Annotated in this window: 24 protein-coding genes and 1 pseudogene; 17 read left to right on the forward strand and 8 right to left on the reverse strand. The window is 63.0% G+C overall.

Annotation, left to right across the window (positions count from 1 at the left end):
• Positions 1 to 88: 88 nt before the first annotated feature.
• The gene (locus AC1RL5_RS30915) at positions 89 to 826 is read left to right on the forward strand and encodes a DUF599 domain-containing protein (protein WP_011060056.1); all 738 of its coding nucleotides are present in this window, start codon (positions 89 to 91) and stop codon (positions 824 to 826) included.
• 43 nt (positions 827 to 869) lie between these two features.
• The gene (locus AC1RL5_RS30920; RefSeq protein WP_072451659.1) at positions 870 to 1,343 is read left to right on the forward strand and encodes a hypothetical protein; all 474 of its coding nucleotides are present in this window, start codon (positions 870 to 872) and stop codon (positions 1,341 to 1,343) included.
• A 117-nt stretch (positions 1,344 to 1,460) separates the two neighbouring features.
• Here the strand turns inward: AC1RL5_RS30920 and AC1RL5_RS30925 are convergent, their stop codons facing one another.
• Positions 1,461 to 1,712, reverse strand: coding sequence for a hypothetical protein (locus AC1RL5_RS30925; RefSeq protein ID WP_011060058.1), 252 nt, complete (start codon positions 1,710 to 1,712; stop codon positions 1,461 to 1,463).
• A gap of 158 nt (positions 1,713 to 1,870) precedes the next feature.
• Between AC1RL5_RS30925 and AC1RL5_RS30930 the strand changes: the two genes are divergently transcribed.
• From AC1RL5_RS30930 to AC1RL5_RS30945, 4 genes are all read left to right on the forward strand, one after another.
• Positions 1,871 to 2,347 carry a PaaI family thioesterase gene (locus AC1RL5_RS30930; protein ID WP_015634669.1) on the forward strand — a complete coding sequence of 159 codons (477 nt, stop codon included), beginning with the start codon at positions 1,871 to 1,873 and terminating at the stop codon, positions 2,345 to 2,347.
• Complete coding sequence (locus AC1RL5_RS30935; protein ID WP_015634670.1) at positions 2,344 to 2,796, forward strand: PaaI family thioesterase; 453 nt, start codon at positions 2,344 to 2,346, stop codon at positions 2,794 to 2,796. The genes AC1RL5_RS30930 and AC1RL5_RS30935 overlap by 4 nt, the downstream gene beginning before the upstream one ends.
• 90 nt (positions 2,797 to 2,886) lie before the next feature.
• Positions 2,887 to 4,791 (forward strand): molecular chaperone HtpG, encoded by a 1,905-nt coding sequence (gene htpG, locus AC1RL5_RS30940; protein WP_011060059.1) that lies wholly within the window; start codon positions 2,887 to 2,889, stop codon positions 4,789 to 4,791.
• 71 nt (positions 4,792 to 4,862) lie between these two features.
• Positions 4,863 to 5,591 carry a dienelactone hydrolase family protein gene (locus AC1RL5_RS30945; RefSeq protein ID WP_015634672.1) on the forward strand — a complete coding sequence of 243 codons (729 nt, stop codon included), beginning with the start codon at positions 4,863 to 4,865 and terminating at the stop codon, positions 5,589 to 5,591.
• A 103-nt stretch (positions 5,592 to 5,694) separates the two neighbouring features.
• Here AC1RL5_RS30945 and AC1RL5_RS30950 read toward each other — a convergent pair whose 3' ends face one another.
• Both AC1RL5_RS30950 and AC1RL5_RS30955 read right to left on the reverse strand, forming a co-directional pair.
• A complete protein-coding gene (locus AC1RL5_RS30950; protein WP_072451657.1) occupies positions 5,695 to 6,567 on the reverse strand; it encodes a pirin family protein in 873 nt (290 codons plus the stop codon).
• A gap of 62 nt (positions 6,568 to 6,629) precedes the next feature.
• Complete coding sequence (locus AC1RL5_RS30955) at positions 6,630 to 7,046, reverse strand: OsmC family protein (RefSeq protein ID WP_011060062.1); 417 nt, start codon at positions 7,044 to 7,046, stop codon at positions 6,630 to 6,632.
• Between the two features lie 191 nt (positions 7,047 to 7,237).
• On the opposite strand from AC1RL5_RS30955, the gene AC1RL5_RS30960 reads away from it, so the two are divergent.
• From AC1RL5_RS30960 to AC1RL5_RS30975, 4 genes and pseudogenes are all read left to right on the forward strand, one after another.
• A complete protein-coding gene (locus AC1RL5_RS30960) occupies positions 7,238 to 8,212 on the forward strand; it encodes an amidohydrolase family protein (protein WP_370059477.1) in 975 nt (324 codons plus the stop codon).
• Positions 8,213 to 8,284: 72 nt separating this feature from the next.
• A complete protein-coding gene (locus AC1RL5_RS30965; RefSeq protein ID WP_072451655.1) occupies positions 8,285 to 8,749 on the forward strand; it encodes a DUF3859 domain-containing protein in 465 nt (154 codons plus the stop codon).
• 139 nt (positions 8,750 to 8,888) lie between these two features.
• Positions 8,889 to 9,659: pseudogene (locus tag AC1RL5_RS30970) on the forward strand (MCP four helix bundle domain-containing protein); the annotation flags it as partial.
• Entirely contained in the window at positions 9,651 to 10,514 is an 864-nt protein-coding gene (locus AC1RL5_RS30975; RefSeq protein ID WP_404940410.1) for a methyl-accepting chemotaxis protein, read from the forward strand. The pseudogene AC1RL5_RS30970 and the gene AC1RL5_RS30975, both read left to right, overlap by 9 nt.
• Before the next feature lie 67 nt (positions 10,515 to 10,581).
• Here AC1RL5_RS30975 and fabB read toward each other — a convergent pair whose 3' ends face one another.
• From fabB to AC1RL5_RS31000, 5 genes are all read right to left on the reverse strand, one after another.
• Positions 10,582 to 11,802 carry a beta-ketoacyl-ACP synthase I gene (gene fabB / locus AC1RL5_RS30980; protein ID WP_072451654.1) on the reverse strand — a complete coding sequence of 407 codons (1,221 nt, stop codon included), beginning with the start codon at positions 11,800 to 11,802 and terminating at the stop codon, positions 10,582 to 10,584.
• A gap of 11 nt (positions 11,803 to 11,813) precedes the next feature.
• A complete protein-coding gene (gene fabA / locus AC1RL5_RS30985; RefSeq protein ID WP_011060067.1) occupies positions 11,814 to 12,329 on the reverse strand; it encodes a 3-hydroxyacyl-[acyl-carrier-protein] dehydratase FabA in 516 nt (171 codons plus the stop codon).
• A gap of 248 nt (positions 12,330 to 12,577) precedes the next feature.
• A complete protein-coding gene (locus AC1RL5_RS30990; RefSeq protein ID WP_015634677.1) occupies positions 12,578 to 14,479 on the reverse strand; it encodes an ATP-binding protein in 1,902 nt (633 codons plus the stop codon).
• The gene (locus AC1RL5_RS30995; protein WP_103407549.1) at positions 14,476 to 15,405 is read right to left on the reverse strand and encodes an ABC transporter substrate-binding protein; all 930 of its coding nucleotides are present in this window, start codon (positions 15,403 to 15,405) and stop codon (positions 14,476 to 14,478) included. The genes AC1RL5_RS30990 and AC1RL5_RS30995 overlap by 4 nt, the downstream gene beginning before the upstream one ends.
• A gap of 1 nt (position 15,406) precedes the next feature.
• A complete protein-coding gene (locus AC1RL5_RS31000) occupies positions 15,407 to 17,530 on the reverse strand; it encodes a TonB-dependent receptor plug domain-containing protein (protein ID WP_093406504.1) in 2,124 nt (707 codons plus the stop codon).
• 195 nt (positions 17,531 to 17,725) lie between these two features.
• Between AC1RL5_RS31000 and AC1RL5_RS31005 the strand changes: the two genes are divergently transcribed.
• From AC1RL5_RS31005 to AC1RL5_RS31035, 7 genes are all read left to right on the forward strand, one after another.
• The gene (locus AC1RL5_RS31005; protein ID WP_011060071.1) at positions 17,726 to 18,751 is read left to right on the forward strand and encodes an NAD(P)H-dependent glycerol-3-phosphate dehydrogenase; all 1,026 of its coding nucleotides are present in this window, start codon (positions 17,726 to 17,728) and stop codon (positions 18,749 to 18,751) included.
• 18 nt (positions 18,752 to 18,769) lie between these two features.
• Positions 18,770 to 19,117: a DUF4389 domain-containing protein gene (locus tag AC1RL5_RS31010; protein ID WP_123576770.1), complete on the forward strand. Its 348-nt coding sequence runs from the start codon at positions 18,770 to 18,772 to the stop codon at positions 19,115 to 19,117.
• Entirely contained in the window at positions 19,114 to 19,563 is a 450-nt protein-coding gene (gene sixA / locus AC1RL5_RS31015; RefSeq protein ID WP_093406499.1) for a phosphohistidine phosphatase SixA, read from the forward strand. Before AC1RL5_RS31010 ends, sixA begins: the two co-directional genes overlap by 4 nt.
• 170 nt (positions 19,564 to 19,733) lie before the next feature.
• Positions 19,734 to 21,401: an AMP-binding protein gene (locus AC1RL5_RS31020; protein WP_103407551.1), complete on the forward strand. Its 1,668-nt coding sequence runs from the start codon at positions 19,734 to 19,736 to the stop codon at positions 21,399 to 21,401.
• 31 nt (positions 21,402 to 21,432) lie between these two features.
• Complete coding sequence (locus tag AC1RL5_RS31025) at positions 21,433 to 21,876, forward strand: hotdog fold thioesterase (protein WP_011060075.1); 444 nt, start codon at positions 21,433 to 21,435, stop codon at positions 21,874 to 21,876.
• Positions 21,877 to 21,990: 114 nt separating this feature from the next.
• Entirely contained in the window at positions 21,991 to 22,785 is a 795-nt protein-coding gene (locus AC1RL5_RS31030; protein WP_011060076.1) for an alpha/beta fold hydrolase, read from the forward strand.
• Positions 22,782 to 23,636 carry an alpha/beta hydrolase gene (locus AC1RL5_RS31035; RefSeq protein WP_041116759.1) on the forward strand — a complete coding sequence of 285 codons (855 nt, stop codon included), beginning with the start codon at positions 22,782 to 22,784 and terminating at the stop codon, positions 23,634 to 23,636. Before AC1RL5_RS31030 ends, AC1RL5_RS31035 begins: the two co-directional genes overlap by 4 nt.
• The last annotated feature ends 19 nt before the right edge of the window (positions 23,637 to 23,655 follow it).

Genomic DNA, 23,655 nt, shown 5'->3' on the forward strand with positions numbered 1-23,655 from the left:
GGGCGTAGAGCGGTGTCTTTTTCCCCTGCGGGGCGTCGAAGCAGTGCCCTTTGCTTTTGTCTTCTGCCAACGCCTTACAGGAATTTGCATGTCGTTCGTTCAAGCCAACCTGATCCACCTACTGGCCGCCCTGTGGTTCGTCGTCTGCTGGGGTGGCTATACCCGCTACGCCAGTTGGAAGGGAAGGGACACCGCGTGCCTGGCCAGCGTCCTGCACCTGTATCGCGAGGACTGGATGCGCCGCATGCTGCTGCGGGATAACCGTATCGCCGATGCCAGCGTGATCGGCAACCTGGAGCGCAATGCCTCGTTCTTCGCCTCCAGCACCCTGATCATCCTGGCGGGCATCCTCACCGTGCTGGGCGCCTCGGAGCGTGCAGTGTCGCTGTTGGCGGACATTCCCATGGTCCAGCAGGCGTCCCAGGGCATGTCGGAAATCAAGCTGCTGTGTCTGGCGCTGGTGTTCGTCTATGCCTTCTTTACCTTCAGCTGGTGCATGCGCCAGTACAACTTCGCCGCAGTGCTGGTGGGGTCGGCGCCAATGATCGGCGAGCGTCATGTTTCCGAGCAGGAGCGCAAGGCTTTTGCATCGCGAGCGGCTCGGGTAATTTCCATGGCGGCCAACCAGTTCAACTTCGGATTGCGTTCCTATTACTTCGGCATGACCATGCTGGCCTGGTTCGTCAGCCCCTGGTTATTCATGCTGATGAGCGCGGGTGTGGTGTTTGTCCTGTATCGGCGGGAGTTCCACTCCGATGTACTTGAGGTCATGGTCTATACACCGACAGAACAACCTGTGGTCGATAGCCCCAAAGATGCAGCCTGAGCGTTGATGGCTGATCGATTGAACGGTTAAAAGGAGTTGACCAATGAGCAGTTCGCGTGCCCTGAAGTACCTGTGCCTGGGGTTTTTCCTGTTGTCGGGCTGCAGGGCGCAAACCCTGTATCTGAATGGCGAAGCCCGGGGCAGGGTGGTAGATGCATTGAGCGGCGTGCCGATCGCCGGGGCCAAGGGCGCCTTGTGTGGCGCACAGTTCCTGACGGCCGATGACGGGAGCTTCAAGGTCGAGGCGGCAACGGACTGGGAATGGGTCATGTTGCTGGCCGGGCGTTCGCCGCAGGACATCCCGCACCCTTGCTTCATGAGTATCGCGGCAGCGGATTACCAGACCCGCCAATGGCTGGCGCCTGTTACCGCCCACTACGACTTTCCCATCAGGTTGCTGCCCATTTCCAGCCCCTTGCACTATGCACTGGAGTCCCCGGGCAATGAGTCGGTGCCAATGCAGCCGTTGCAGGCAGAGCCCCACCAGGACGAATTGTTCCTGGGGGCAGGCGGCTGATCTTCAACGCTTAGTTGCTTGCCCGGCAACTAAGCACTGTTGTATTGAGCGACTGTTTTACGAGCAAGAAAAAGCCCGCACTTGGCGGGCTTTGTTCTTTGTTGCGCTAAAACCGACTTAGTTGGTTTTAGGAGCTGCTTCCTTGGCGCTTTCTTCAGCAGCAGCCTTGTTGGATTCAGCCTGATCTTTGGCTGCTTCGGCGTTTTCTTTTGCCGCGTCGTTCACTTTATCCTGAGCTTCGTTCATTTTCTGTTGGGCTTGCTCAGCATGTTGATTGGCATCTTGAGCTTTGTCCTCGGATTTTTTGTCGCAGGCAGCCAGACCGAGGGAAGCGGTCAGCATCAGGGCAATAGCTAAAGTCTTACGCATGGGGTGTTTCTCCTTAGTGAAGATATCTACTGGCCTTTCGATCATGGCCTTGTGATTTAAGTTCCTTGAGACTCACAGATATATTAAGTCCTCATTTCATGGAACTTTTGCCTGCTTCATTCAACGCACATTCCCGACAATAAAAAGAGATAAATCTCATGGCGCAAAACCCTATTTCTGAGCGTGCGGCGCGCTTTCTTTCCGCCTTGCGCCACTGCCAGGTGCTGGGCATCCGGGTACATAGCGCCTCTGAAGAGGGCCTGACCCTGACCTTGCCCTACAGTCCGCAGATTGTCGGCGACCCGCAAACCGGGATCATTCACGGCGGTGCCCTGACCACGCTGATGGACAGCGCCTGTGGCATGGCCACGCTTTGCGTGCTGCCGGAGTTCGAGGTGTGTCCGACCCTGGACCTGCGCATAGACTATATGCATCCGGCGGTCCCTCATCATGACGTGCACGGCTTTGCCCAGTGTTACCGGGTCACCACCGATGTGATCTTTACCCGCGGCTTTGCCTATCAGGATGATCCCGAGCGTCCCGTGGCTCATGTAGTCGGCACTTTCATGCGCATGGGCCGGGGGCTCAAGGGCAGCCGCGGGCTGGCCAGCTCGATCAAGGGGGAGCGGGCATGAGCACGGACCTTCGAGCACTCCTGGAGCAGGCTCGCCAGCAGGGCGATTACACCGCGTTGCTGGAGCAGATCCCCTACGCGAAGCTGATTGGCATCGAGTGCACGCAACTGGGAGATGAACTGCTGTTTCGCCTGCCGGCCAACAAGGACAATATCGGCAACCCTCTGCTTCCAGCCCTGCACGGTGGAGTGATCGCCGGTTTCATGGAACTGGCGGCCGCCTTGCATTTGCTGATTCTCACCGGCTCGCCCGGGGTGCCGAAAATCATCGACTTTTCCCTCGACTACCTGCGCGCCGGGCAGTTTCGCGACACCTTTGCCCGCTGCCAGGTGTGCCGGCAGGGCAGGAGGGTGGCCAATGTCGCCATCACCGCCTGGCAGAGCACTGCCGAGGAGTCGATTGCCACCGCTCGCGCACATTTCAAGATCGAAGAGAGCACCGGCCCTTGAAATCCAGCGAGCGACCCCCACTTTCATGTCATCCCGCCGCCCTCCGCTCCCGGAACGCGGCCAATGCCATCTGATTGGAGTTTGATGACCATGAGTGTGGAAACTCAAAAGGAAACCCTGGGCTTCCAGACCGAGGTGAAGCAACTGCTGCACCTCATGATCCATTCGCTGTATTCCAACAAGGAAATCTTCCTTCGCGAATTGATCTCGAACGCCTCTGACGCCGTCGACAAATTGCGCTTCGAAGCCCTGTCCAAGCCCGAGTTGCTGGAAGGTGGCGCCGAACTGAAAATCCGTGTGAGCTTCGACAAGGACGCGAAAACCGTCACCCTCGAAGACAACGGTATCGGCATGAGCCGAGAAGATGTGATCACCCACCTGGGGACCATCGCCAAATCCGGCACTGCCGATTTCATGAAGAACCTCACCGGCGACCAGAAGAAGGACTCGCACCTGATCGGTCAGTTCGGTGTCGGCTTCTACTCCGCCTTTATCGTGGCCGACCAGGTTGAAGTGTTCAGCCGCCGTGCCGGCCTGCCTGCCAGCGAAGGCGTGCACTGGTCTTCCAAGGGCGAGGGCGAGTTCGAAGTTGCGACCATCGACAAGGCCGAGCGCGGCACCCGCATCGTCCTGCACCTGAAATCCGGTGAAGACGAGTTCGCCGATGGCTGGCGCCTGCGCAACATCATCAAGAAGTATTCCGACCACATCGCGCTGCCGATCGAGCTGCCCAAAGAAGCCGCTGCCGCTGAAGGCGAAGAGAAACCTGCGCTGGAGTGGGAAACCGTCAACCGCGCCAGTGCCCTGTGGACCCGTCCGCGTACCGAGATCAAGGACGAGGAATACCAGGAGTTCTACAAGCACATCGCCCATGACTTCGAAAACCCGCTGAGCTGGAGCCACAACAAGGTCGAAGGCAAGCTGGAGTACAGCTCGCTGCTCTACGTACCGGCTCGCGCGCCGTTCGACCTGTACCAGCGTGAAGCGCCCAAGGGCCTCAAGCTCTACGTGCAGCGCGTGTTCGTCATGGATCAGGCCGAGTCGTTCCTGCCGCTGTACCTGCGCTTCATCAAGGGCGTGGTGGACTCCAACGACCTGTCGCTGAACGTCTCGCGGGAAATCCTGCAGAAAGACCCGATCATCGACTCGATGAAGTCGGCGCTGACCAAGCGTGTCCTCGACATGCTGGAGAAACTGGCGAAGAACGAACCCGAGCAATACAAGGGCTTCTGGAAGAACTTCGGCCAGGTGATGAAGGAAGGCCCGGCCGAGGACTTCGCCAACAAGGAGAAGATCGCCGGCCTGCTGCGCTTCGCCTCCACCCAGGGCGACGACGGCGAGCAGAATGTCTCCTTGGCCGACTACCTGGCACGCGCCAAGGAAGGCCAGGACAAGATCTACTTCCTCACCGGCGAATCCTACGCCCAGGTGAAGAACAGCCCGCACCTGGAAGTCTTCCGCAAGAAAGGCATCGAAGTGCTGCTGCTCACCGACCGTATCGACGAGTGGCTGATGAGCTACCTCAACGAGTTCGACGGCAAGAGTTTTGTCGACGTGGCGCGCGGCGACCTGGACCTGGGCAACCTCGACTCCGAAGAGGACAAGAAGGCTGCCGAGGAAGTCGCCAAGACCAAGGAAGGCCTGGTTGAGCGGATCAAGACCGCCCTGGGCGAGAGCGTCAGCGAAGTGCGGGTTTCCCACCGCCTGACCGACTCGCCGGCGATCCTGGCCATTGGCGAGCAGGACCTGGGGCTGCAAATGCGTCAGATCCTTGAAGCCAGCGGGCAGAAGGTTCCGGATTCCAAGCCGATCTTCGAGTTCAACCCGACTCACCCGCTGATCGAGAAACTCGACGGCGAGCAGAGCGAAGAGCGCTTTGGCGACCTGTCGCACATTCTCTTCGATCAGGCGGCCCTGGCGGCCGGTGACAGCTTGAAGGATCCGGCGGCCTATGTGCGCCGGCTGAACAAGCTGCTGGTGGAGCTGTCGGTTTAACCACGTTGCAAGAAAAACCCGCTTCGGCGGGTTTTTTCATTCTGGTGTCCCCCTACTGGAGAAGATGAGTCATGAGTCAAATCACAGTGCGTTCCGTGGTCTATCAGATCGATGGCCAGCCCTATGAAGGCCGCCTGGCCTTCGATGCCGCCCATAAAGCTGCGCGTCCGGGGTTGCTGATGGCGCCGAACTGGATGGGTGTCAGCGCCGGCGCGGAGAAGATCGCCGAGGCGGTGGCGGCCAAGGGTTATGTGGTGCTGATCGCCGATCTGTATGGCCAGTCGCTGCGCCCCGGCGATGCGAGCCAGGCCGGTGCCGCGATGATGCCGCTCAAGGATGATCGGGCGTTGTTGCGCAAGCGCATGCAGGCGGCCTTTGCGGCCTTGCAGAGCCAGGGCGAAGCCGCGGTGGACACCTCCAGGCTGGCCACCTTCGGCTTCTGCTTTGGCGGCTGCTGCGCCCTGGAACTGGCCCGCAGTGGCGCGCCGGTGAAGGCGGCGGTGTCGTTCCACGGCACCCTGGACACCCCCAACCCTGCCGATGCCAACAACATCAAGGGCTCGGTACTGGTACTGCACGGCGCGGCGGACCCGTTCGTGGCCAAGGAGCAACTGCCGGCCTTCGAAGCGGAAATGGACGCCGCGGGAGTGGACTGGCAACTGGTCAGCTACGGTGGCGCGGTGCATTCCTTCACCGACACCCACGCCAACCTGCCGGGCAAGATGATGTACGACGCCAAGACCTCGGCCCGGGCCTTCGCCACCATGCATTACCTGCTGGACGAAGTCTTTAGCGGCTGACCCACCGACCCTGATCCCGTAGGAGCTGGCTTGCCAGCGAAGGCGTCAGTGAGAGCAACGCCAGACTCACGGGCCTGTTCGCCGGCAAATCGGCCCCTACCGATCAGTGGCGGGCGGGTGGCAATTGGATGCGCTCGCTTTCTCCCGGCACCTGCGGCCAGTCCCCGGCGGCCCAGCGTCTGCGAGCTTCATCGATCAACAGTGGATCGCTGGCGACGAAGTTCCAGTTGATCCGCCGCGGGCCGTCCAGGGCGGCGCCGCCGATCAGCACCGCGTGGCAATCGCTCTCGGCGAACAGCGTGGCGTTCTCCCCCTCTGGCAATACCACCAGCGAGTGCACGGGTAATGGCTCGCCGTCCAGTTGTGCCTCGCCCTCCAGTACATACAGCGCACGCTGTTGATGCTCGGTGGGAATCAGCAGGCTGGTGGCGGTCTGCAGCCGCAGCTCGGCATACAGGGTGGGGGAGAGCACCGGCACCGGCGACTCCAGGCAGAAACCGCTGCCGGCAATCATCCGAATGCTCACCCCCAGGTTGTCGCTCACCGGCAGGCTGCTGGCCGGGTGATGGCTGTAGTGCCCCGGGCCCTGCTCCTGTTCTTTGGGCGAGGCCAGCCAGACCTGCAGGCCGTGCATGGCAAACCCCTGGGCCTGCAAGGGCGCTGGCGTGCGCTCGACATGGGCGATGGCGCTGCCGGCGGTCATCCAGCTGACGTCCCCGGCGCCCACGATCTGGTCGGAGCCCAGGCTGTCCTTGTGCTGGATCTGCCCGGCGAACAGGTAGGTCAGGGTGGAGAGGCCGATATGCGGATGCTGACGGATATTCATGCCCTTGCCCGGCGGGTAGCGGGTTTCCAGCATGTGGTCGAAGAACACGAAAGGCCCGACACTGCGGCACTGGGCCGAAGGCAGGGGGCGCAGGATGGGCTGGCCTTCAACGTCCTCGGCACGGGGACGGATCACGAGGGGGGAGTTCATGGCGGATTCCAGGCTGATCGGGTTATGCCCGGGAGCATAACCCGCTTGTGCCAGCCTTGCCGCTACTGGCTGAAGGCGCCTTCGGAGAGGTGGGTCTCGATGCTGACTTCGCTGGTGGTCATCAGCTTGTGGATCGGGCAGCGATCGGCCACCCGGTGCAGCTCATCACGCTGGGCATCGGTGAGCACGCCCTTGAGGGTCAGCTTCACATGCAGGGCGTACTTGCCTTTCTGCTCTTCGCTGTTGTCGTGCTTGATCTCCACGGTGACCCCGGTCAGCGGGATGTTCTTCTTCTGTGCGTAGAGCTTGAGGGTCAGGGCCTTGCAGGCGCCCAGGGCGGCATCGAAGTAGTCATGGGGCTCGGGTGCGGTGCCTTCGCCACCGGCGGACTTGGGCAGGTCGGTGAACAACTGGTGGTCGTCGACCTGGATGCTGTGGCGGAAACCTTCGCTGGACTCGGTATTGACGGTGATGGTCATGGCAAACCTCAGGCAGTGATGAATAAGGATCAGGCTGTAAGGGTGCTGAAGTTATAGAGCATATCGAAGCGCGGGCGTTCCCCTTTTTCTGAACCTGCGGCTCGGCGTCGCGGTCTATCCTGCTTCGATCCATGGGAGGCGGCCCGGTGCACTGGAACCCTGTTCAAGCAAGCTGTTTGTGGGCGCTGCTGATGCTGCCGCTGGCGGTGGCCCAGGCGCGTGACTATGTGTACAGTGACGCGCACCTGCATTACGTGGACTTCTTCCAGGAAACCGCGGGCATGGAAGCCTTGCTCAAGGCCATGGATGACAACCGCATCGAGCAGGTGATGATTGCCGGGATTCCGGTGGCCAAGAAATGGCACGAGGATGAGCCCAAGCGCCCGCGCTACTACGCCGGGGACGATGCCGCGGCCTACTGGTACAGCGCCACCGACGTGCTGGTGGCCGCCGCGGTGAAAAAGCTGCCGGCCGAGCAGCGCCGGCGCTTTCATCCGTTCCTTTCGGGGTTCAACCCCAACGACAAGAACTCCGCGGCGCATATCCAGCGCATGCTCGATCTCGACCCGGGGCTGTGGCAGGGCATCGGCGAGGTCTTCACCCGGCACGACGATCTCACCGCACTGACCGCCGGCGACACGCCGCGGGCCAATAACGAGGCGATGACCAAGGTCTATCACCTGGCGGCCGAGAACGACCTGCCGGTTATGCTGCACTCCAACATCACCTCCAAGCGCGAGCGCAATCCGCTGTACCTGGCGGAAATCGAAGAGCCGCTGCGCAATCACCCCCATACGCGTTTTATCTGGGCCCATGCCGGCACCAGTGCCGAGATCCATCGTCACCAGACCCGGCTGGAGTTCCTGCTGCCGACCCTGACGCGGCTGCTGGAGAGCTACCCCAACCTCTACATCGACCTGTCCTGGAGCCTGCTCACGCCCTATCTGCTGGATAAGCAGGGCAACCCCGACCCGGCCTGGCTGCAGCTGGTGGAGCGTTTCCCGGAGCGCTTCATGCTGGGTTCGGACGTGGTCGGGCGCTTCAACAAACTGGGGAGCGAGCTGCGGGGGTTCGATGGCTTTCTTGACGCCTTGCCGCAGGAGGTAGCACGCAAGGTGGCCCATGACAATTTCCTCGCCATCCTTCCCGCCAACCATCGTCCCTAGCAGGCGCCAGACTGTCATCAGCCTGTCATGCCTGCTTCATAAGCTCGCGCCATCTCAATCAAGGAGCGCGATATGCACCTCACTCGTTTAAGCGCACTGGCGGCGCTGATGATCTTCAGTGGCCTGGCCTGCGCCGAAGTCCGTGTCGAAGGGCCGGTGGAATACGGCGTGTTCGAAGGTCCCAAGGCCGAGCTGCAATCGGGGGAGCGGGTGCTGCGCCGCAGCAACGAGAAGATCCAGCAGACTTCCGTGGTGCCCGCCAGGCTGGGGACCAAGTTCGGCATGCGTTACCAGTTGCTGGGCAAGGTGGCCGAAGATCAGCCCCTGACTCTTCTTTACCTGACGCCGGGCATCCGTACGCCGGACGGGGTACGCCATGACAAGTTCGAAATCACTCAGAAACTGGTGCCCAACGCTCCCCAGGACGTGATGGCCTATGAGTTCACCGAAAGCCATGAGGTGGTCCCGGGCGAGTGGCGTTTCATGGTCTTCCAGGGCGACCGATTGTTGGCAGAACAGCGATTTTCTGTGCGCTGAATCGTTTTACGCCCAAGTATTGGAGTGCTAGGGCGTTTTGATATCACGTTTTTGTCTTACGCAATTTTCCAATGGCCCGATACCGTCTAAGAGCACCCTGCTGCAAGTTCTTGCAGCGCTCTAGGAAGGAGCCAGAGGAATGAGTCTTAGAAGTCTGAACATTGCGTTACGGGCGAGCCTGGGTTTCGGCTTGCTGGCGCTGATGGTGTTTGCCCTGGGGGCATTCGCCTTGATGCAGATGGGCAATATGCGCCAGCAGTCCGATGAAGTGGAAAGCAATTGGCTGCCCAGCGTGATGTCCGTAGGGGAAATGAACCAGGACCTGCTGCGCATTCGCGCCCTGACCCTGCGGTTGTTGATCAATCGCGACCCGCAGGCGATCACCCAGAACGAAAACAAGATCAACGAGATCAAGAGTGTCCTGGGGGTTGCCCAGAGCCGCTACGAATCCTTGATCCTCCTGCCTCAGGAGCGGGTCCTGTTCGATCGCTTCAAGACCATCGAAAAACAGTACCTGCAACGCCAGGAACGGGTCATGCAGCTCTCCAGCCAGAACCAGCTGGAGGAAGCGGTCAAGGTGGTCAATGGCGAAATGAACCAGCTGGCCGATGAGATGGCCGCGACCCTGCACGAGCTGGTGGAGCTGAACAAGCAAAGCGCGACCCATGCCACCGATCTGGCCCAGGCGGTGTTCAGCAAGTCGCGGGTATGGGTGATCGGCATGATTGCCCTGGCGGCGCTGGTGACCATCGGCCTGGCCCTGTTGTTGACCCGCAGTATCGTCCTGCCTCTGGCGCAGTCGTTGAATGTGGCCGAAGTGGTGGCCGGCGGCGATCTGACCGGCACTATCACGGTGACCGGCAGGGACGAGCCGGCGCGCCTGCTGCACGCGCTCAAGGCCATGCAGCACAGCCTGCGGGAAACCATCCGGCGCATCTCCGATTCATCCAGCCAGCTGGCCTCGGCCTCGGAAGAGCTCAGTTGTGTCACCGAGGATGCGACCCGTGGCCTGCATCAGCAGAGCCTGGAGATCGAACAGGCGGCCACGGCGGTAAACCAGATGACCGCAGCGGTGGAGGAGGTGGCCAGTAACGCAGTGGCCACGTCCGAAGCCTCGCGGGAGTCCGACCGCATCGCCCAGCACGGGCGCGAGCAGGTGCACCAGACGGTGCTCTCGATTGAGTCGCTGGCGCAGGACGTGACGGCCAATGCCAGCCAGGTGGAGGATCTGGCGCAGAAGGTCTATGGCATCAGCAAGGTACTGGAGGTGATCCGTTCCATTGCCGAGCAGACCAACCTGCTGGCGTTGAACGCGGCCATCGAGGCGGCACGGGCCGGGGATGCGGGACGCGGGTTCGCAGTGGTGGCCGATGAAGTCCGGGCCCTGGCTCATCGGACCCAGCAGTCGACCCAGGAAATCGAGCAGATGATCGGTGGTATCCAGCAGGGCACCGACCAGGCCGTCAGTTCCATGCAGCAGAGCAACAACCGCGCCCATTCGACCCTGGAGGTGGCCAAGGCGGCAGGGCAGGCGCTGGAGGAAATCGCATCGGCCTTCACCCAGATCAATGAGCGCAACATCGTCATTGCCAGCGCCTCGGAGCAGCAGGCGGCGGTGGCGCGGGAGGTGGACCGCAACCTGATGAACATCCGCGACCTGGCCTTGCAGACCTCCGCCGGGGCCAATCAGACCAGTGCGGCCAGCCAGGAGTTGTCGCGCCTGGCGGTGGACCTGAACAGCATGGTGGCGCGTTTCTCGGTCTGAGCCTTCTGGCAGGCGAAAAAAAGCCCCGAACCGGTCGGGGCTTTTTCATTCGGCGAAGCGGCGGGGCTTACTTGCCCTGCCAGCGCTTCATGACCAGGGTGGCGTTGGTGCCACCGAAGCCGAAGCTGTTGCTCATCACGGTGTTGATGGTGGCATCTTCGCGGGTCTTGGTCAGGATCGGCATATCGGCCACTTCCGGATCCAGCTCGTCGATGTTGGCCGAACCGGCCATGAAGTTGCCTTCCATCATCAGCATGCAGTAGATCGCTTCGTGAACGCCGGCAGCGCCCAGGGAGTGACCCGACAGGCTCTTGGTGGAGCTGATGGCCGGGGCCTTGTCGCCGAACACTTCACGCACGCCCTTCATTTCCGCGACGTCGCCGACCGGGGTCGAAGTGCCGTGGGTGTTCAGGTAGTCGATAGGAGTGTCGACGGTGGACATGGCCATTTCCATGCAGCGGATTGCACCTTCGCCGCTTGGAGCCACCATGTCGTAGCCATCGGAAGTGGCGCCGTAGCCGACGATTTCCGCGTAGATCTTGGCGCCACGGGCCAGAGCGTGTTCCAGCTCCTCGACCACCACCATGCCGCCACCGCCGGCGATGACGAAACCGTCACGCTTGGCGTCGTAGGCGCGGGAGGCCTTTTCCGGGGTTTCGTTGTACTGGGTGGACAGGGCACCCATGGCGTCGAACAGGAACGACTGGGTCCAATGCTCTTCTTCACCGCCACCGGCGAAGACGATGTCCTGCTTGCCCATCTGGATCTGTTCCATGGCGGTACCGATGCAGTGAGCACTGGTGGCGCAGGCAGAAGCGATGGAGTAGTTCAGGCCCTTGATCTTGAACGGGGTGGCCAGGCAGGCGGAAACGGTGCTGCTCATGGTCCGCGTAACGCGGTATGGGCCAACGCGCTTGACGCCTTTCTCGCGCAGGATGTCCAGCGCTTCCATCTGGTTCAGGGTCGAGGCGCCGCCGGAGCCGGCGATCAGGCCGGTGCGCGGGTTGGACACTTGTTCTTCGCTCAGGCCGGAGTCGGCGATGGCGTCTTTCATGGCCAGGTAGGCGTAAGCCGCCGCGTGGCCGACGAAGCGATAGATCTTGCGGTCGATCAGCTCTTCGAGGTTCAGGTCAATGGAGCCGGAAACCTGGCTACGCAGACCCATTTCGGCATATTCCGGGTTGAAGCGGATGCCAGGGCGACTTGCACGCAGGTTAGCGGAGACGGTCTCTTTGTCATTGCCCAGGCACGAAACAATGCCAAGACCTGTGATAACGACGCGGCGCATGCGGATAACCCTTAGAAGTTGTCAGTTGAAGTAAACACGCCGACCCGGAGGCCTTCGGCGGTATAGATTTCGCGGCCGTCAACGCTGACCGAACCATCGGCGATGGCCATGTTCAGCTTGCCCTTGAGCACGCGCTTGATGTGAATGTTATAGGTGACTTTCTTGGCGGTCGGCAGGACCTGGCCGAAGAATTTCACTTCCCCCGAACCCAGGGCGCGACCGCGGCCCGGCAAGCCCTGCCAGCCGAGGAAGAAGCCCACCAGTTGCCACATGGCATCCAGGCCCAGGCAGCCTGGCATCACCGGGTCGCCTTCGAAGTGGCAAGCGAAGAACCACAGGTCTGGAGTGATATCCAGCTCAGCGACCAACTCACCTTTACCGTACTTGCCACCCTCTTCGCTGATATGGGTGATGCGATCCACCATCAGCATGTTGGGGGCGGGCAGTTGCGCGTTACCTGGGCCGAACAGCTCACCGCGACTGCAGCGCAGCAGGTCTTCCCGAGTAAAGGCGTTTTGTTTGGTCATGCGAGCTCCTCAATAGTCCCGTGCGGCAGGGTTGGGCAAATCTTCCCGGCCGATCGAAGCGTTCATGCCTCGAGCCGGCAGCCTACTCATAGACTATTGCGTTGTAGTGAAAGTCACAGCGCAAAGGGCATGAATGTACACTTGTGCACTGAAATTTTTTTTGAGGGCCTTTTCAGGGCCCCGTCGGGTGCCTAAGACTGCCGCACTTTCGCCCATGACGCCAGTCGTAGCTGTTGGAAAATAGCCGGTTATTGCACCCAACGTTGGAGAATTTGCTGCAGATCCGCGCGCTTGAAAGGCTTGGCCAGGTAGTCGTTCATGCCCGCTGCAAGGCAGGCTTCACGGTCGCCCTGCAAGGCGTTGGCGGTCAGGGCGATGATCGGTAAATCGGCACAGCCGGGCAGTTGGCGGATCTGCCGGGTGGCTTCATAACCGTCGACCAGCGGCAGTCGGCAATCCATCAGAATCGCCTCGAAGATCAGGCTTTCGGCACTGCGGACCGCCTGGGCGCCGTCGGTGACGATGCTCACGGTGAACCCCAGGCTGCGCAGCATGGCCTGGATCACGGTCTGGTTCACCGGGTTGTCTTCCACCAGCAGCACGTTGCGGCCTTCACCGGAGTGCTGATTGCTGCTCACCCGCGGGGCCAGTACCGGCAGGCTCTGCTGGAACAGCGCCAGGGGGATTTCCAGGGTGAACACCGAGCCTCGGCCTTCCTCGCTCTGGGCCCGCAGGGTGCCACCCATGCGCTCGGCCAGGGTGCGGGCGATGGGCAGGCCCAGGCCGGTGCCGCCATAGCGACGGGAAATCGAACTGTCGGCCTGCTGGAAGGCGTCGAACATCAGCTCCAGGCTGGCCGGGCTGATGCCGATACCGCTGTCGCGCACTGCGCAGGTGAACCACAGCAGTTCGTGATCCAGGGCCTGCCACTGGGGCTCGATGGTGATGCTGCCCTGCTCGGTGAACTTCAGGGCGTTGCCGATCAGGTTGACCAGGATCTGCCGGATTCGCGTCGGGTCGCCCTTGACCTGCAGCGACTCCATGCCCGGCGGCAGCCGCAGTTGCAAGTCCAGGCCGCGTTGCAGGGCGCTGTGCTGGAAGGCCTGGGCCGAGCTGGTGATCAGTTCGGCAAGGTTGAACGGGATGTGCTCCAGTTCCAGGGCCGAGCGTTCGATGCGGGAGAAGTCGAGGATGTCGTTGATCACCTTCAGCAGGTGTTCGGTGGACTCCGACGCCAGCGCCGCGTACTCGCTCTGTTCCTGGGTCATCTGGGTGGTTTCCAGCAGTTGCAGCATGCCCAGTACACCGTTCATCGGTGTGCGCAGCTCGTGGCTCATCATCGCCAGGAAATCCGACTTGGCCTTGTTCGCCCGTTCCGCCTCTTCCCGGGTCTGGATCAACTGGGACATGGCCTGGTGCTGCTCGCGGCTAGCCAGTTCCAGGCCGGCGGCGAGGTTGTTGATGTGCCGGGCCAGGTTGCCCAGCTCGCCATCGTCGACGATCGGCAGCGGGGTCTTGAAATCCCCTTCCTGGATTGCCTTCACCGCATCGCCCATGGCGCGGATCGGCTGTGCCAGGCCGGCCGCCAGGCGCCGGGCCAGGAGGAAGGTGAAGAGCAGGGCGAACAGCGCGAGGATGGCGGCCTTGAGGAGGATTTCCTGCTGGCGCTGGCTGAAGGCGTCGTTGGACATGCCGACGATCACCCGGCCCAGGTAACCATCGCCCTGGGCGGCCACGCTGGCCGGGTCGTTCTGCAGAAAGTCGTTGTGCACCTGGATGCGCTGCAGGCGTACCGGGGCCTGGAATACCTTGATCTGCTGCGCGTGGTTGTGGCTGGCCGAGGGCTGCTCCACGTACACCAGGATGTTGTTGGCGCTGTCCTGCACTTCCAGGAAGTGCACGTGGGGCGTGGCCAGGGTTGCCTGCAGGAGGCTCTCCAGGCCCTCGTTGTTGCCGGAGATCACCCCGTACTCGGTGGCTGGCGCCAGTTGATTGGCGATCAGTTGCCCGGTGTGGTTGAGCTCCTGGCGCAAGTCCTGGATACGCACGAAGGTAAAGAAGCTGATCAGCAGCAGGGTCAGGAGCAGGGCCGGGCCCAGGCTGATGAGCTGAGTGCGGGTCTGGATATCCCATCGGCGACGCAATGTCATGGGTGCTTCTCTCCTTCACTCAACTGGCGCGCAACGGCCTGCGGGTCGATTTCCTCGATGCCCAGCGAGCGTGCCACCTGTGGGTTGCTCAGTACTTTGAAAGCCGTCGGGTATAGCGCGCGGGGCCAGCGAGCCGGCGGTTGGTCGAGCAGGCTGTCCAGGGTCTGCAGCCAGTCCTGCTGGTCGCTGTAGGTGCTGGCCAGGCTGCCGGCCCGGACGAAGCCGGCATTGGGGCCGATCAGCGCCTGTTGCCGGGCGTAGCTGCTCAGTAGCAGGTTCTTCACGGTTTTCGGGTTGTACAGCTTCGGATCATCCAGGCCCAGCAGCACTTCGCTGTTGCGCAGCAGGTTCTGCAGCGGGCGGCTGTCGCTGGTGCTGTCCCAGGGTTCGGCGATGATTTCCATGTTCAGGGTTTGCGCGGCCAGGTGCAGTTCCTTGAGCAGGAACCGGCTGTCGGCGCTGTACAGCACCCCCACCCGGCGCACCTGGGGCAGAACACTGCGGATCAGGCGTAACTGGCGCTCCAGGGGCGGATCGCTCCATAGCAGGCTCAACCGTGGATGAGGGCTTTGCACCAGGCGCTGTTGGGCCTGCAGGCGGCTGATGCGCAGGACCAGGGTCGGCGGGCCCAAGGGATCTTGCAGGCGCCAGTCGAGGCTTTGCGGGTCCAGCAGGATCAGGCGCGTGCTGCCGGGCAACTGGCCCGGCGGCGGCAGTTGGGCCAGGGGGACGAAGCGCACCTGGTCCCGGGGGCGCTGGGCGGCCAGTTCTTCGGTGAAGGTGCGCACGCTGCTGTTGTCGTCGCTGGCGGTGAGCAGCACATCGGCCGCCCACAACGGGCTGCCCAGCAGCATGCCCAGTACCAGCAGGCACAGGCACAGGCGACGATGTATGCGCAGGGCCTTCCAGGGCCGACAGTGGCCCATGTCAGAACTCGAGCTCCGCGCTGAAGTAGACCACGTGGCGCGAGTCGTAGAGATTGTCGGCGAAGGTGGTGGGCTGGTGGTCGAGCCGTTGCTGCAGGGTGCCGGCCAGTTCCAGGCTGGTCTTGCTGCCCAGGGCCAGGCGCTTGGCGATGCGGGTGTCGACCCGTTCGAATCGGTAGCCGTTGAGGGCGCTGTCGCCATAGTAGAAGAGCGCGCTGGACCAGCCCTGGCCCCAATTGCGCAGCCAGCCGGCGGAGCCGCTGTTGCTGGCGGTCAGGCGCTGGTCCAGGCGGTTGCTGGCCTGGGCATGGACGTAGGCGTAGGTCAGGCGCAGGCGGTCGGCGCGGCTCAGTTGCCAGTCCAGCTGGCTCTCGGTACCGGCGAAGCGCGAGGCGTTGCTGTTGCTGGCGATGTACTGGTTGTTGCGCAGCGGCTCGCTGATCATCCCGGTGATTTCGTCATAGAACAGCTTGATGTCGAGGTTCAGCGCCTGGTCGACGAAGTAACCGTTGTAGCCCAGTTCCCGGGAACGCATGTGCTCCTGGTCGAGGTTGCCGGGGCCACGGGTCTTGACGAAGTACTGGGCGCTGTTCTGGCCGTAGACCGGGGTACTCAGGCCGGTGACCCGGTAGCTCCAGTTGACGTTGTTCTCGAACATGTCCGGGGAGCGGATGGCTTCCGAATACACCGCCCGCAAGCCGTGGCGCGGGTTGATCAGGTAGTTGACCGCGATCCTCGGGGTCAGGGAGTTGCCGGTCAGCTGGGTGTCTTCGTACATAGCCCCGCCCTGGATCAGCCAATGTTCGCTGGCCCGCCACTCCAGCTGGCCGAACAGGCGCCAGGTGGTGTCGTCAAGGGTGCCGTTGAAGTAGGTTTCGGAGTCGGCCCGGTCGTAACGATAGTTCATGCCGCTGACCAGCCGCAGGTTGTCGCTGAGGCTCAGGGTGTCCTGCAGTTCCAGGTCGTAGCGGGTTTCCCGAGAGCTCTGGTCGATGTTGCCGCAGACGGTATTCTTGCCGCCGGTATTCCATTGGTCGATGACCTGGTTGGCCAATGCCTGTTCCGTCGGGGTTCCACCGGGCGCCGCGCTTAAATAATCGGGCATGTGGCGCGCCAGGCGCTCGGCGTAGTTCGGGTTGAGTTGCCACAGGCGTGTCAGCTCGGGGCTGAAGGAAATTGCCGCGTCGCAGGCACGCCAGGTCTGCTGGCGATCCCAGTGCTGGGCCGAGCCCTGGATATAAAGGCTGTGCTGTGGGTTGAGCTCCAGGTTCCAGCGCAGTGACCCGGCGTAATCCTTGGCCACCACATCGGAGTTGTTGCCTTGCTGGGTTACCCCGTGGAACACCGGCTGATAGGTATAGGGCCGCTGGTTGGTGCCTTCCTTGGCATTCAACTGCCAGTCGATGCTCTGCTGTTCATTGAGCATCTGGCTCACGGACAGACTGAAGCGGTTCAAGCGCTTGCTGTCGCGGTAGTCTGCCCCCAGGCGATTCTTGTCGAAGCCATCATCTTCCTGCCCCGACAGCGACAGGCGCAGGTCGCCGCTTTCCCAGCCGGTACCCTGGCTGGCGTACCAGTCGCTGATGCCGCGCTGGCCCCGGGTCAGCTTGACCCGCGTGCCATGGCTGTTGGCCGGGGCGCGGGTGATGATGTTGACCACCGCCATCAGCGCGTTGGCGCCGTAGCTGACGGTATTGGGGCCGCGAAACACCTCGATGCGCTCGATGTCTTCCATGGCCACCGGGATATCGCTCCAGTCCACTGTCGCCAGGCCGGCGCGATACACCGAACGCCCGTCGATCAGCACTTGCATGCGCCGGGCTTCGCTGGCGTTGGTGCCGTGGTAGTTGACCGTGGCCTGGTTGCCGCTGATGGCGCCGACCATCATCCCCGGCACCAGGCGCAGCAGTTCGCTGATGTCCCGGGCGCCGCTGGCCTTGATCAACTCGTTGTCGAGCACCGTCATGCTGCCGGGAACTGCGGCAGGGGACTGTTTCAGGCGGGTGGCGGTGAGGACCTCGGGCAGGGCGGTGCCGTCCAGGAACAGATCGTCGGCCAGCACCGAGTGGCCGAACAACATGCCCAGCAGCAGCGACAGACGAAGAGGTGAGGGGCCAGCGGACACGACACAGCCTTGAATCTTGATGGAAGGCGCGCATGTTAACCGAGATAGTCGAGTTTTCCAGTCGATAAGCCCGACATTCCCCGAATGACTCCACGTGTTCCCGACAGGTTGCCTGAATGGCCCCTGGGGCTGGTGGTGAGAAAACCGCCCCGTATAATGCCGCCATCGCCACTGCTATGGATTAACGGATTGCATATGACACAACAGCGCCCTATTGCGGTCCTGGGAGGCGGAAGTTTTGGTACCGCCGTGGCCAATTTGCTGGCAGAGAACGGTCATCGGGTGCGGCAGTGGATGCGCGACCCCGAGCAGGCCGAGGCCATTCGGGTCAACCGCGAGAATCCGCGCTATCTCAAGGGCATCAAGATTCATCCGGCGGTGGAGCCGGTCACTGACCTGCTGGCCACCCTCAATGACAGTGACCTGTGCTTTGTCGCCTTGCCCTCCAGCGCCCTGCGCTCGGTGCTGGCGCCCCACGCCGAGCTGCTCCGCGGCAAGCTGCTGGTCAGCCTGACCAAGGGCATCGAGGCCCAGACCTTCAAGCTGATGAGCGAGATCCTCCAGGACATCGCCCCGCAAGCGCGCATCGGCGTACTTTCCGGCCCCAACCTGGCTCGGGAAGTGGCCGAGCACGCCCTGACCGCCACCGTGGTCGCCAGTGAAGACGAAGAGCTCTGTCAGCGGGTCCAGGCCGCGCTGCACGGCCGCACCTTCCGTGTGTATGCCAGTGCCGACCGCTTTGGTGTGGAACTGGGCGGGGCGCTGAAGAACGTCTACGCGATCATCGCCGGCATGGCGGTGGCCCTGGGCATGGGGGAAAACACCAAGAGCATGCTGATTACCCGGGCGCTGGCGGAAATGACCCGCTTTGCCGTGAGCCAGGGCGCCAACCCCATGACTTTCCTCGGCCTGGCCGGGGTCGGCGACCTGATCGTCACCTGTTCCTCGCCCAAGAGCCGCAACTACCAGGTGGGCTTTGCCCTGGGCCAGGGCCTGAGCCTGGAAGAGGCGGTGACCCGCCTGGGTGAGGTGGCGGAGGGCGTCAACACCCTCAAGGTGCTCAAGGTCAAGGCTCAGGAGCTGGGGGTCTACATGCCGCTGGTGGCCGGCCTGCACGCGATCCTGTTCGAAGGGCGTACGCTGAACCAGGTAATCGAGCTCTTGATGCGCGGCGAGCCGAAAACCGACGTCGACTTTATCTCCACCAGCGGATTCAACTGAGCAGCACAGGAGCCAGACATGAACGATACGAATTCCGAAGCCAAATACGAGTCCATCCTCCTGCGGGTGCTGTGGATGCTGATATTCGTGCTGGTGTGGCAGGTGGCGCAGTTTCTCCTGGGCGTGCTGGTGCTGGTGCAGTTGATCTATCGCCTGATCTACGGCGCGCCGAATGCCGGCCTGATGAACTTCGGCGATAGCCTGAGCCAGTTCCTGGCGCAGATCGGTCGGTTCGGCAGCTTCCATACCGAACAGAAACCCTGGCCGTTCGCCGATTGGCCCGCTCCCCGGGCGCCTGAAGGCGAAGCCCCCCATAGCGTGCCGCCAGCGCCTCACCCGGTGCGTGACGAGGAGCCCAAGCTGTGAAGCTGTGGGTGCTGCGTCACGGCCAGGCCGAGTCCCATGCGCCGACCGATGCCCAGCGCAACCTCACGGCCCACGGTCGCGAGGAAGTGCTGGGCAGCGCCGCGCACCTGATCGGCCAGCCCATCGCCGCGATCCTCGTCAGCCCTTATGTACGTGCCCAGCAGACTGCACAACTGGTGCGCGAGGCCCTGGGGTTTGAAGGCGAGATCCGCACCGTGCCCTGGCTCACCCCCGAGGCCAACCCGCTGCAGGTGCTGGAGCAACTGGACAGTGCCGACAACCTGCTGCTGGTCAGCCATCAACCCCTGGTGGGCAACCTGATCGGCCTGTTGCAGCACGGCCACCTGCGTGATCCGCAGCCGATGAACACCGCCAGCCTGGCGGAACTCGAAGGCGACTGGCCCCTGGCGGGGCTGATGACCTTGAATGCCGTGACACACCCTTGATGGGCGCGGCGGCCGGGCATGCCGGGCCGCCGTTGTTGCCTCGAACCCACCGATGCCCGGTTGCGATCCGCTACATTTCTTAACTTGCAGCGCTCCTTTGTGCGTGGAATAGTCCACCAAGCAAGTGCTTGGTTGGTGTCACGAACAGAATAAGAACAAAGGAGCGAGTCATGTCTGCTGCTTTTCGTTTGCCCCTGCAAGTGTTCTACGAGCGCGAGGCTCGTCATCCCCAGCAGCGCTTTCTGGTCCAGCCCAGTGCCGGCGGGCAGGTGCAGGAGCTGAGCTGGTTCGAGGTGGGCCAGCAGGCCCGGCGTGCCGCCCAATGGCTGCGCGAGCGCCAGCTGCCTTCCGGCAGCCACATTGCAATCATTGGCAAGAACTCCGCGCACTGGGTCATTGCCGACCTGGCGATCTGGATCGCCGGGCATGTCTCGGTGCCGTTGTATCCCAATCTCACGGCCGAGTCGGTGGCCCAGGTGCTGGAGCATTCCGAGTCGGCCCTGGCCTTTATCGGCAAGCTCGACGACTGGCCGCAAATGGCGCTCGGGATCAAGGCCGGGCTGCCCACCATCCGCTTGCCCCTGGCCCCCGAAGGCCCTTTCGATTTCAGTTGGGAAGACCTGCAGCGCTGTCCGCCGATCGAGGATAGCCCGAGCCCTGCGGCCGATCAGCTGGCCACCATCATTTATACGTCCGGCACCACTGGGCTGCCCAAGGGCGTAATGCACAGTTTCGGCAACCTGGGCTTTGCCGCCAGCCATGGTGTGCAGATGTTCGGCCTGGGCCCCGAGGACCGGCTGCTGTCCTACCTGCCCCTGTGCCACGTGGCCGAGCGCATGTTTGTCGAGATGGCGGCGATCTATACCGGGCAGACGGTGTTCTTCGCCGAAAGCCTGGACACCTTCCTCGCCGACCTGCAGCGAGCCCGGCCCACCGCGCTGTTTGGCGTGCCGCGGATCTGGACCAAGTTCCAGATGGGGGTCTACAGCAAGGTGCCGGCCAAGCGCCTGGATTTTCTCCTGGGCCTGCCCTTTATCGGCAAGCGTGTCGGCCACAAGGTGCTGAGTGGGCTCGGGCTGGACGCGTTGCGGGTGGCGCTGTCGGGAGCGGCACCGGTGCCCCAGACCCTGTTGCATTGGTATCGACGCCTCGGGCTGGACGTGCTGGAGGTGTACGGCATGACCGAGAGCTGCGGCTACTCCCATATCGGCCGCTCCGGTGAGCATGTACCCGGCTGGATTGGCCGGCCCTGCCCGGAAGTCGAGGTGCGCATCGACGAGGCGGGGGAGGTCCAGGTACGCAGCGGAGCCACTATGCAGGGCTATTTCAAGGACCCGCAGAAGACCGCTGAAACCGTCACCGAGGATGGTTTCCTGCGCACCGGCGACAAGGGGGAGCAGGATGCCGCCGGCAACCTGCGCCTGACCGGCCGGCTCAAGGAGATCTTCAAGACCAGCAAGGGCAAGTACGTGGCCCCGGCGCCCATCGAGAACCGCCTGGCGGTGCATGCCCATATCGAGCAGGTGTGCGTGGTGGGCGACGGGCTGATTGCCCCCCTGGGCCTGTGCGTGCTTTCGGCTGCGGGCGTGCAGGCCGCCGCCGGCAGTGCCCGGGACGGCTTGCACAGCAGCCTGGAAAGCCTGCTGGCCCAGGTCAATGGCAGCCTGGACAAGCACGAGCGGCTGCATCGGCTGGTGGTGGTCAAGGACAGTTGGGCGGTGGAAAACGGCTTTCTCACTCCAACCCTGAAGATCAAGCGCAATGTGATCGAAGCCACCTATGGCGGCAGCTTTCAAGCCTGGAGCGAGCGCAGCGAGGCCGTGCTGTGGCAGGATTGACCGACAATAACCACCCATAAGGGAAGCGGCGATGAGTCTATGGCGCACCACTCCGAACATCGAGCAACTGAACGCGATCCAGAAGAACACCATCGGCGAAGTGCTGGATATTCGCTTCGAGTCCTATGACGAGCAGTCACTGACCGCGAGCATGGTCATCGACCATCGCACCCACCAGCCCTACGGGCTGCTGCACGGCGGGGCCTCGGTGGTGCTGGCGGAAACCGTCGGCTCCATGGCCAGCTACCTGTGCATCGACGCCAGCAAGTTCTACTGCGTGGGGCTGGAGATCAATGCCAATCACCTGCGGGGCTTGCGCACCGGGCGGGTCACGGCGGTGGCCAAGGCCATTCATATCGGGCGCACCACCCATGTCTGGGACATCCGCCTGAGCAGTGATGAAGGCAAGGCCAGTTGCGTCTCGCGCCTGACCATGGCGGTAGTGCCCCTCGGGCAGAACCCGCCGGCGCAATGAGGCAACGCGCCATAGGCTGAGCCTGGGTGTCAGCATTCCTGTCCGTTACGGTCATTGCCCTGGTGCAAGGGCCTGCGGACAATCGGTGTTCGTTTGGTGGATGGATAGGTCGGTATGTCGCAACAGGTGTTTTTCGCTCACGCCAATGGGTTTCCCTCCGGCACGTACGGCAAGTTGTTTGCTGCCTTGGCGCCGGAATTCGAGGTGGCTCATCTGCAGCAGCATGCCCACGACCCGCGCTTTCCGGTGGACGACAACTGGCGCAGCCTGGTGGATGAACTGATCCACCACCTGCAACAGCAGGCCCAGCCGGTCTGGGGCGTGGGGCATTCGCTGGGTGGTGTGCTGCACCTGCACGCGGCCCTGCGCTGCCCGGAGCTGTATCGGGGGGTGGTGATGCTCGATTCGCCGGTGCTGACCCGGGCCGACCAATGGGTGATCCGCGCCGCCAAGCGCCTGGGCTTCATCGACCGGCTGACTCCGGCCGGGCGCACCCTGGGGCGCCGCGAAGAGTTTGCCGACATCGAGGCCGCCCGCAGTTACTTCTCCCGCAAGACGCTGTTCCGGGCCTTCGATCCCGATTGCCTGGATGCTTACCTGCAGCACGGCCTGCAGCAGGTGGGGGATCGCTTGCGCCTGCGTTTTGACCCGGCCACGGAAATCAGCATCTACCGCGGCGTGCCTCATACCAGCCCGGGCAGTGCGCGCCAGCTCAAGGTACCGCTGGCGGTGGTGCGCGGACAGCAGAGCCGGGTGGTGATGCGCCATCACACCAGTGCGGTCGGGCGCATGCCCCTGGGCGAGTCGCTGACCATGCCCGGTGGCCACATGTTTCCCCTTGAGCGCCCCCAGGACACCGCGGCGCTGCTCAAGGAGCTGTTCACCCGCTGGCAACGGAGCCCTGCATGAGCCACGCCGTCGAAGAAGTCCGCCTGAACCTGCCGCACATCGAACTGGCGGCCCATCTATTCGGGCCCGAGGACGGTCTGCCGGTCATCGCCCTGCATGGCTGGCTGGATAACGCCAACAGCTTCGCCCGGCTGGCGCCCAAGCTCGCCGGCCTGCGCATCGTTGCCCTGGACCTGGCCGGCCACGGTCATTCCGGGCATCGCCCGGCGGGGGCCGGCTATGCCCTGTGGGACTACGTCTATGACGTGCTGCAAGCCGCCGAGCAACTGGGCTGGAAGCGCTTTGCCCTGATCGGTCACTCCCTGGGGGCGATCGTCTCGCTGGTGCTGTCGGCGGCGATGCCGGAGCGGGTCAGCCACCTGGCCCTGATCGATGGGGTGATCCCGCCGACGGCCAATGGCGAGGACGCCGCCGAGCGCCTGGGCATGGCGTTGCAGGCACAGTTGAATCTGCAGAACAAGAGCAAGCCGGTGTACGCCACCCTGGAACGGGCCATCGAGGCGCGCATGAAGGGCCTGGTGGCGGTCAGCCGCGAGGCGGCCGAACTGCTGGCCCAGCGCGGCCTGATGCCGGTGCCCGGGGGCTATACCTGGCGCAGCGACAGCCGCCTGACCCTGGCTTCGCCGCTGCGCCTGACAGAGGAGCAGGCCATGTCCTTTGTTCAGCGGGTCGCCTGCCCGACGCAACTGGTGGTGGCCGCCGATGGCATGCTGGCCAAGCACCAGGCCTTGTTGCAGCGTCTACCCTTCAGCGTTGAGCAGTTGCCCGGCGGGCATCACCTGCACCTCAACGACGAGGCGGGTGCCACCTTTGTCGCAGACTGTTTCAATCGGTTTTTCGCCGTTCCTTGACTTGACGGGATCAACTGTC

The sequence above is a fragment of the Pseudomonas sp. GW822-FHT06D10 genome, assembly GCF_058799535.1.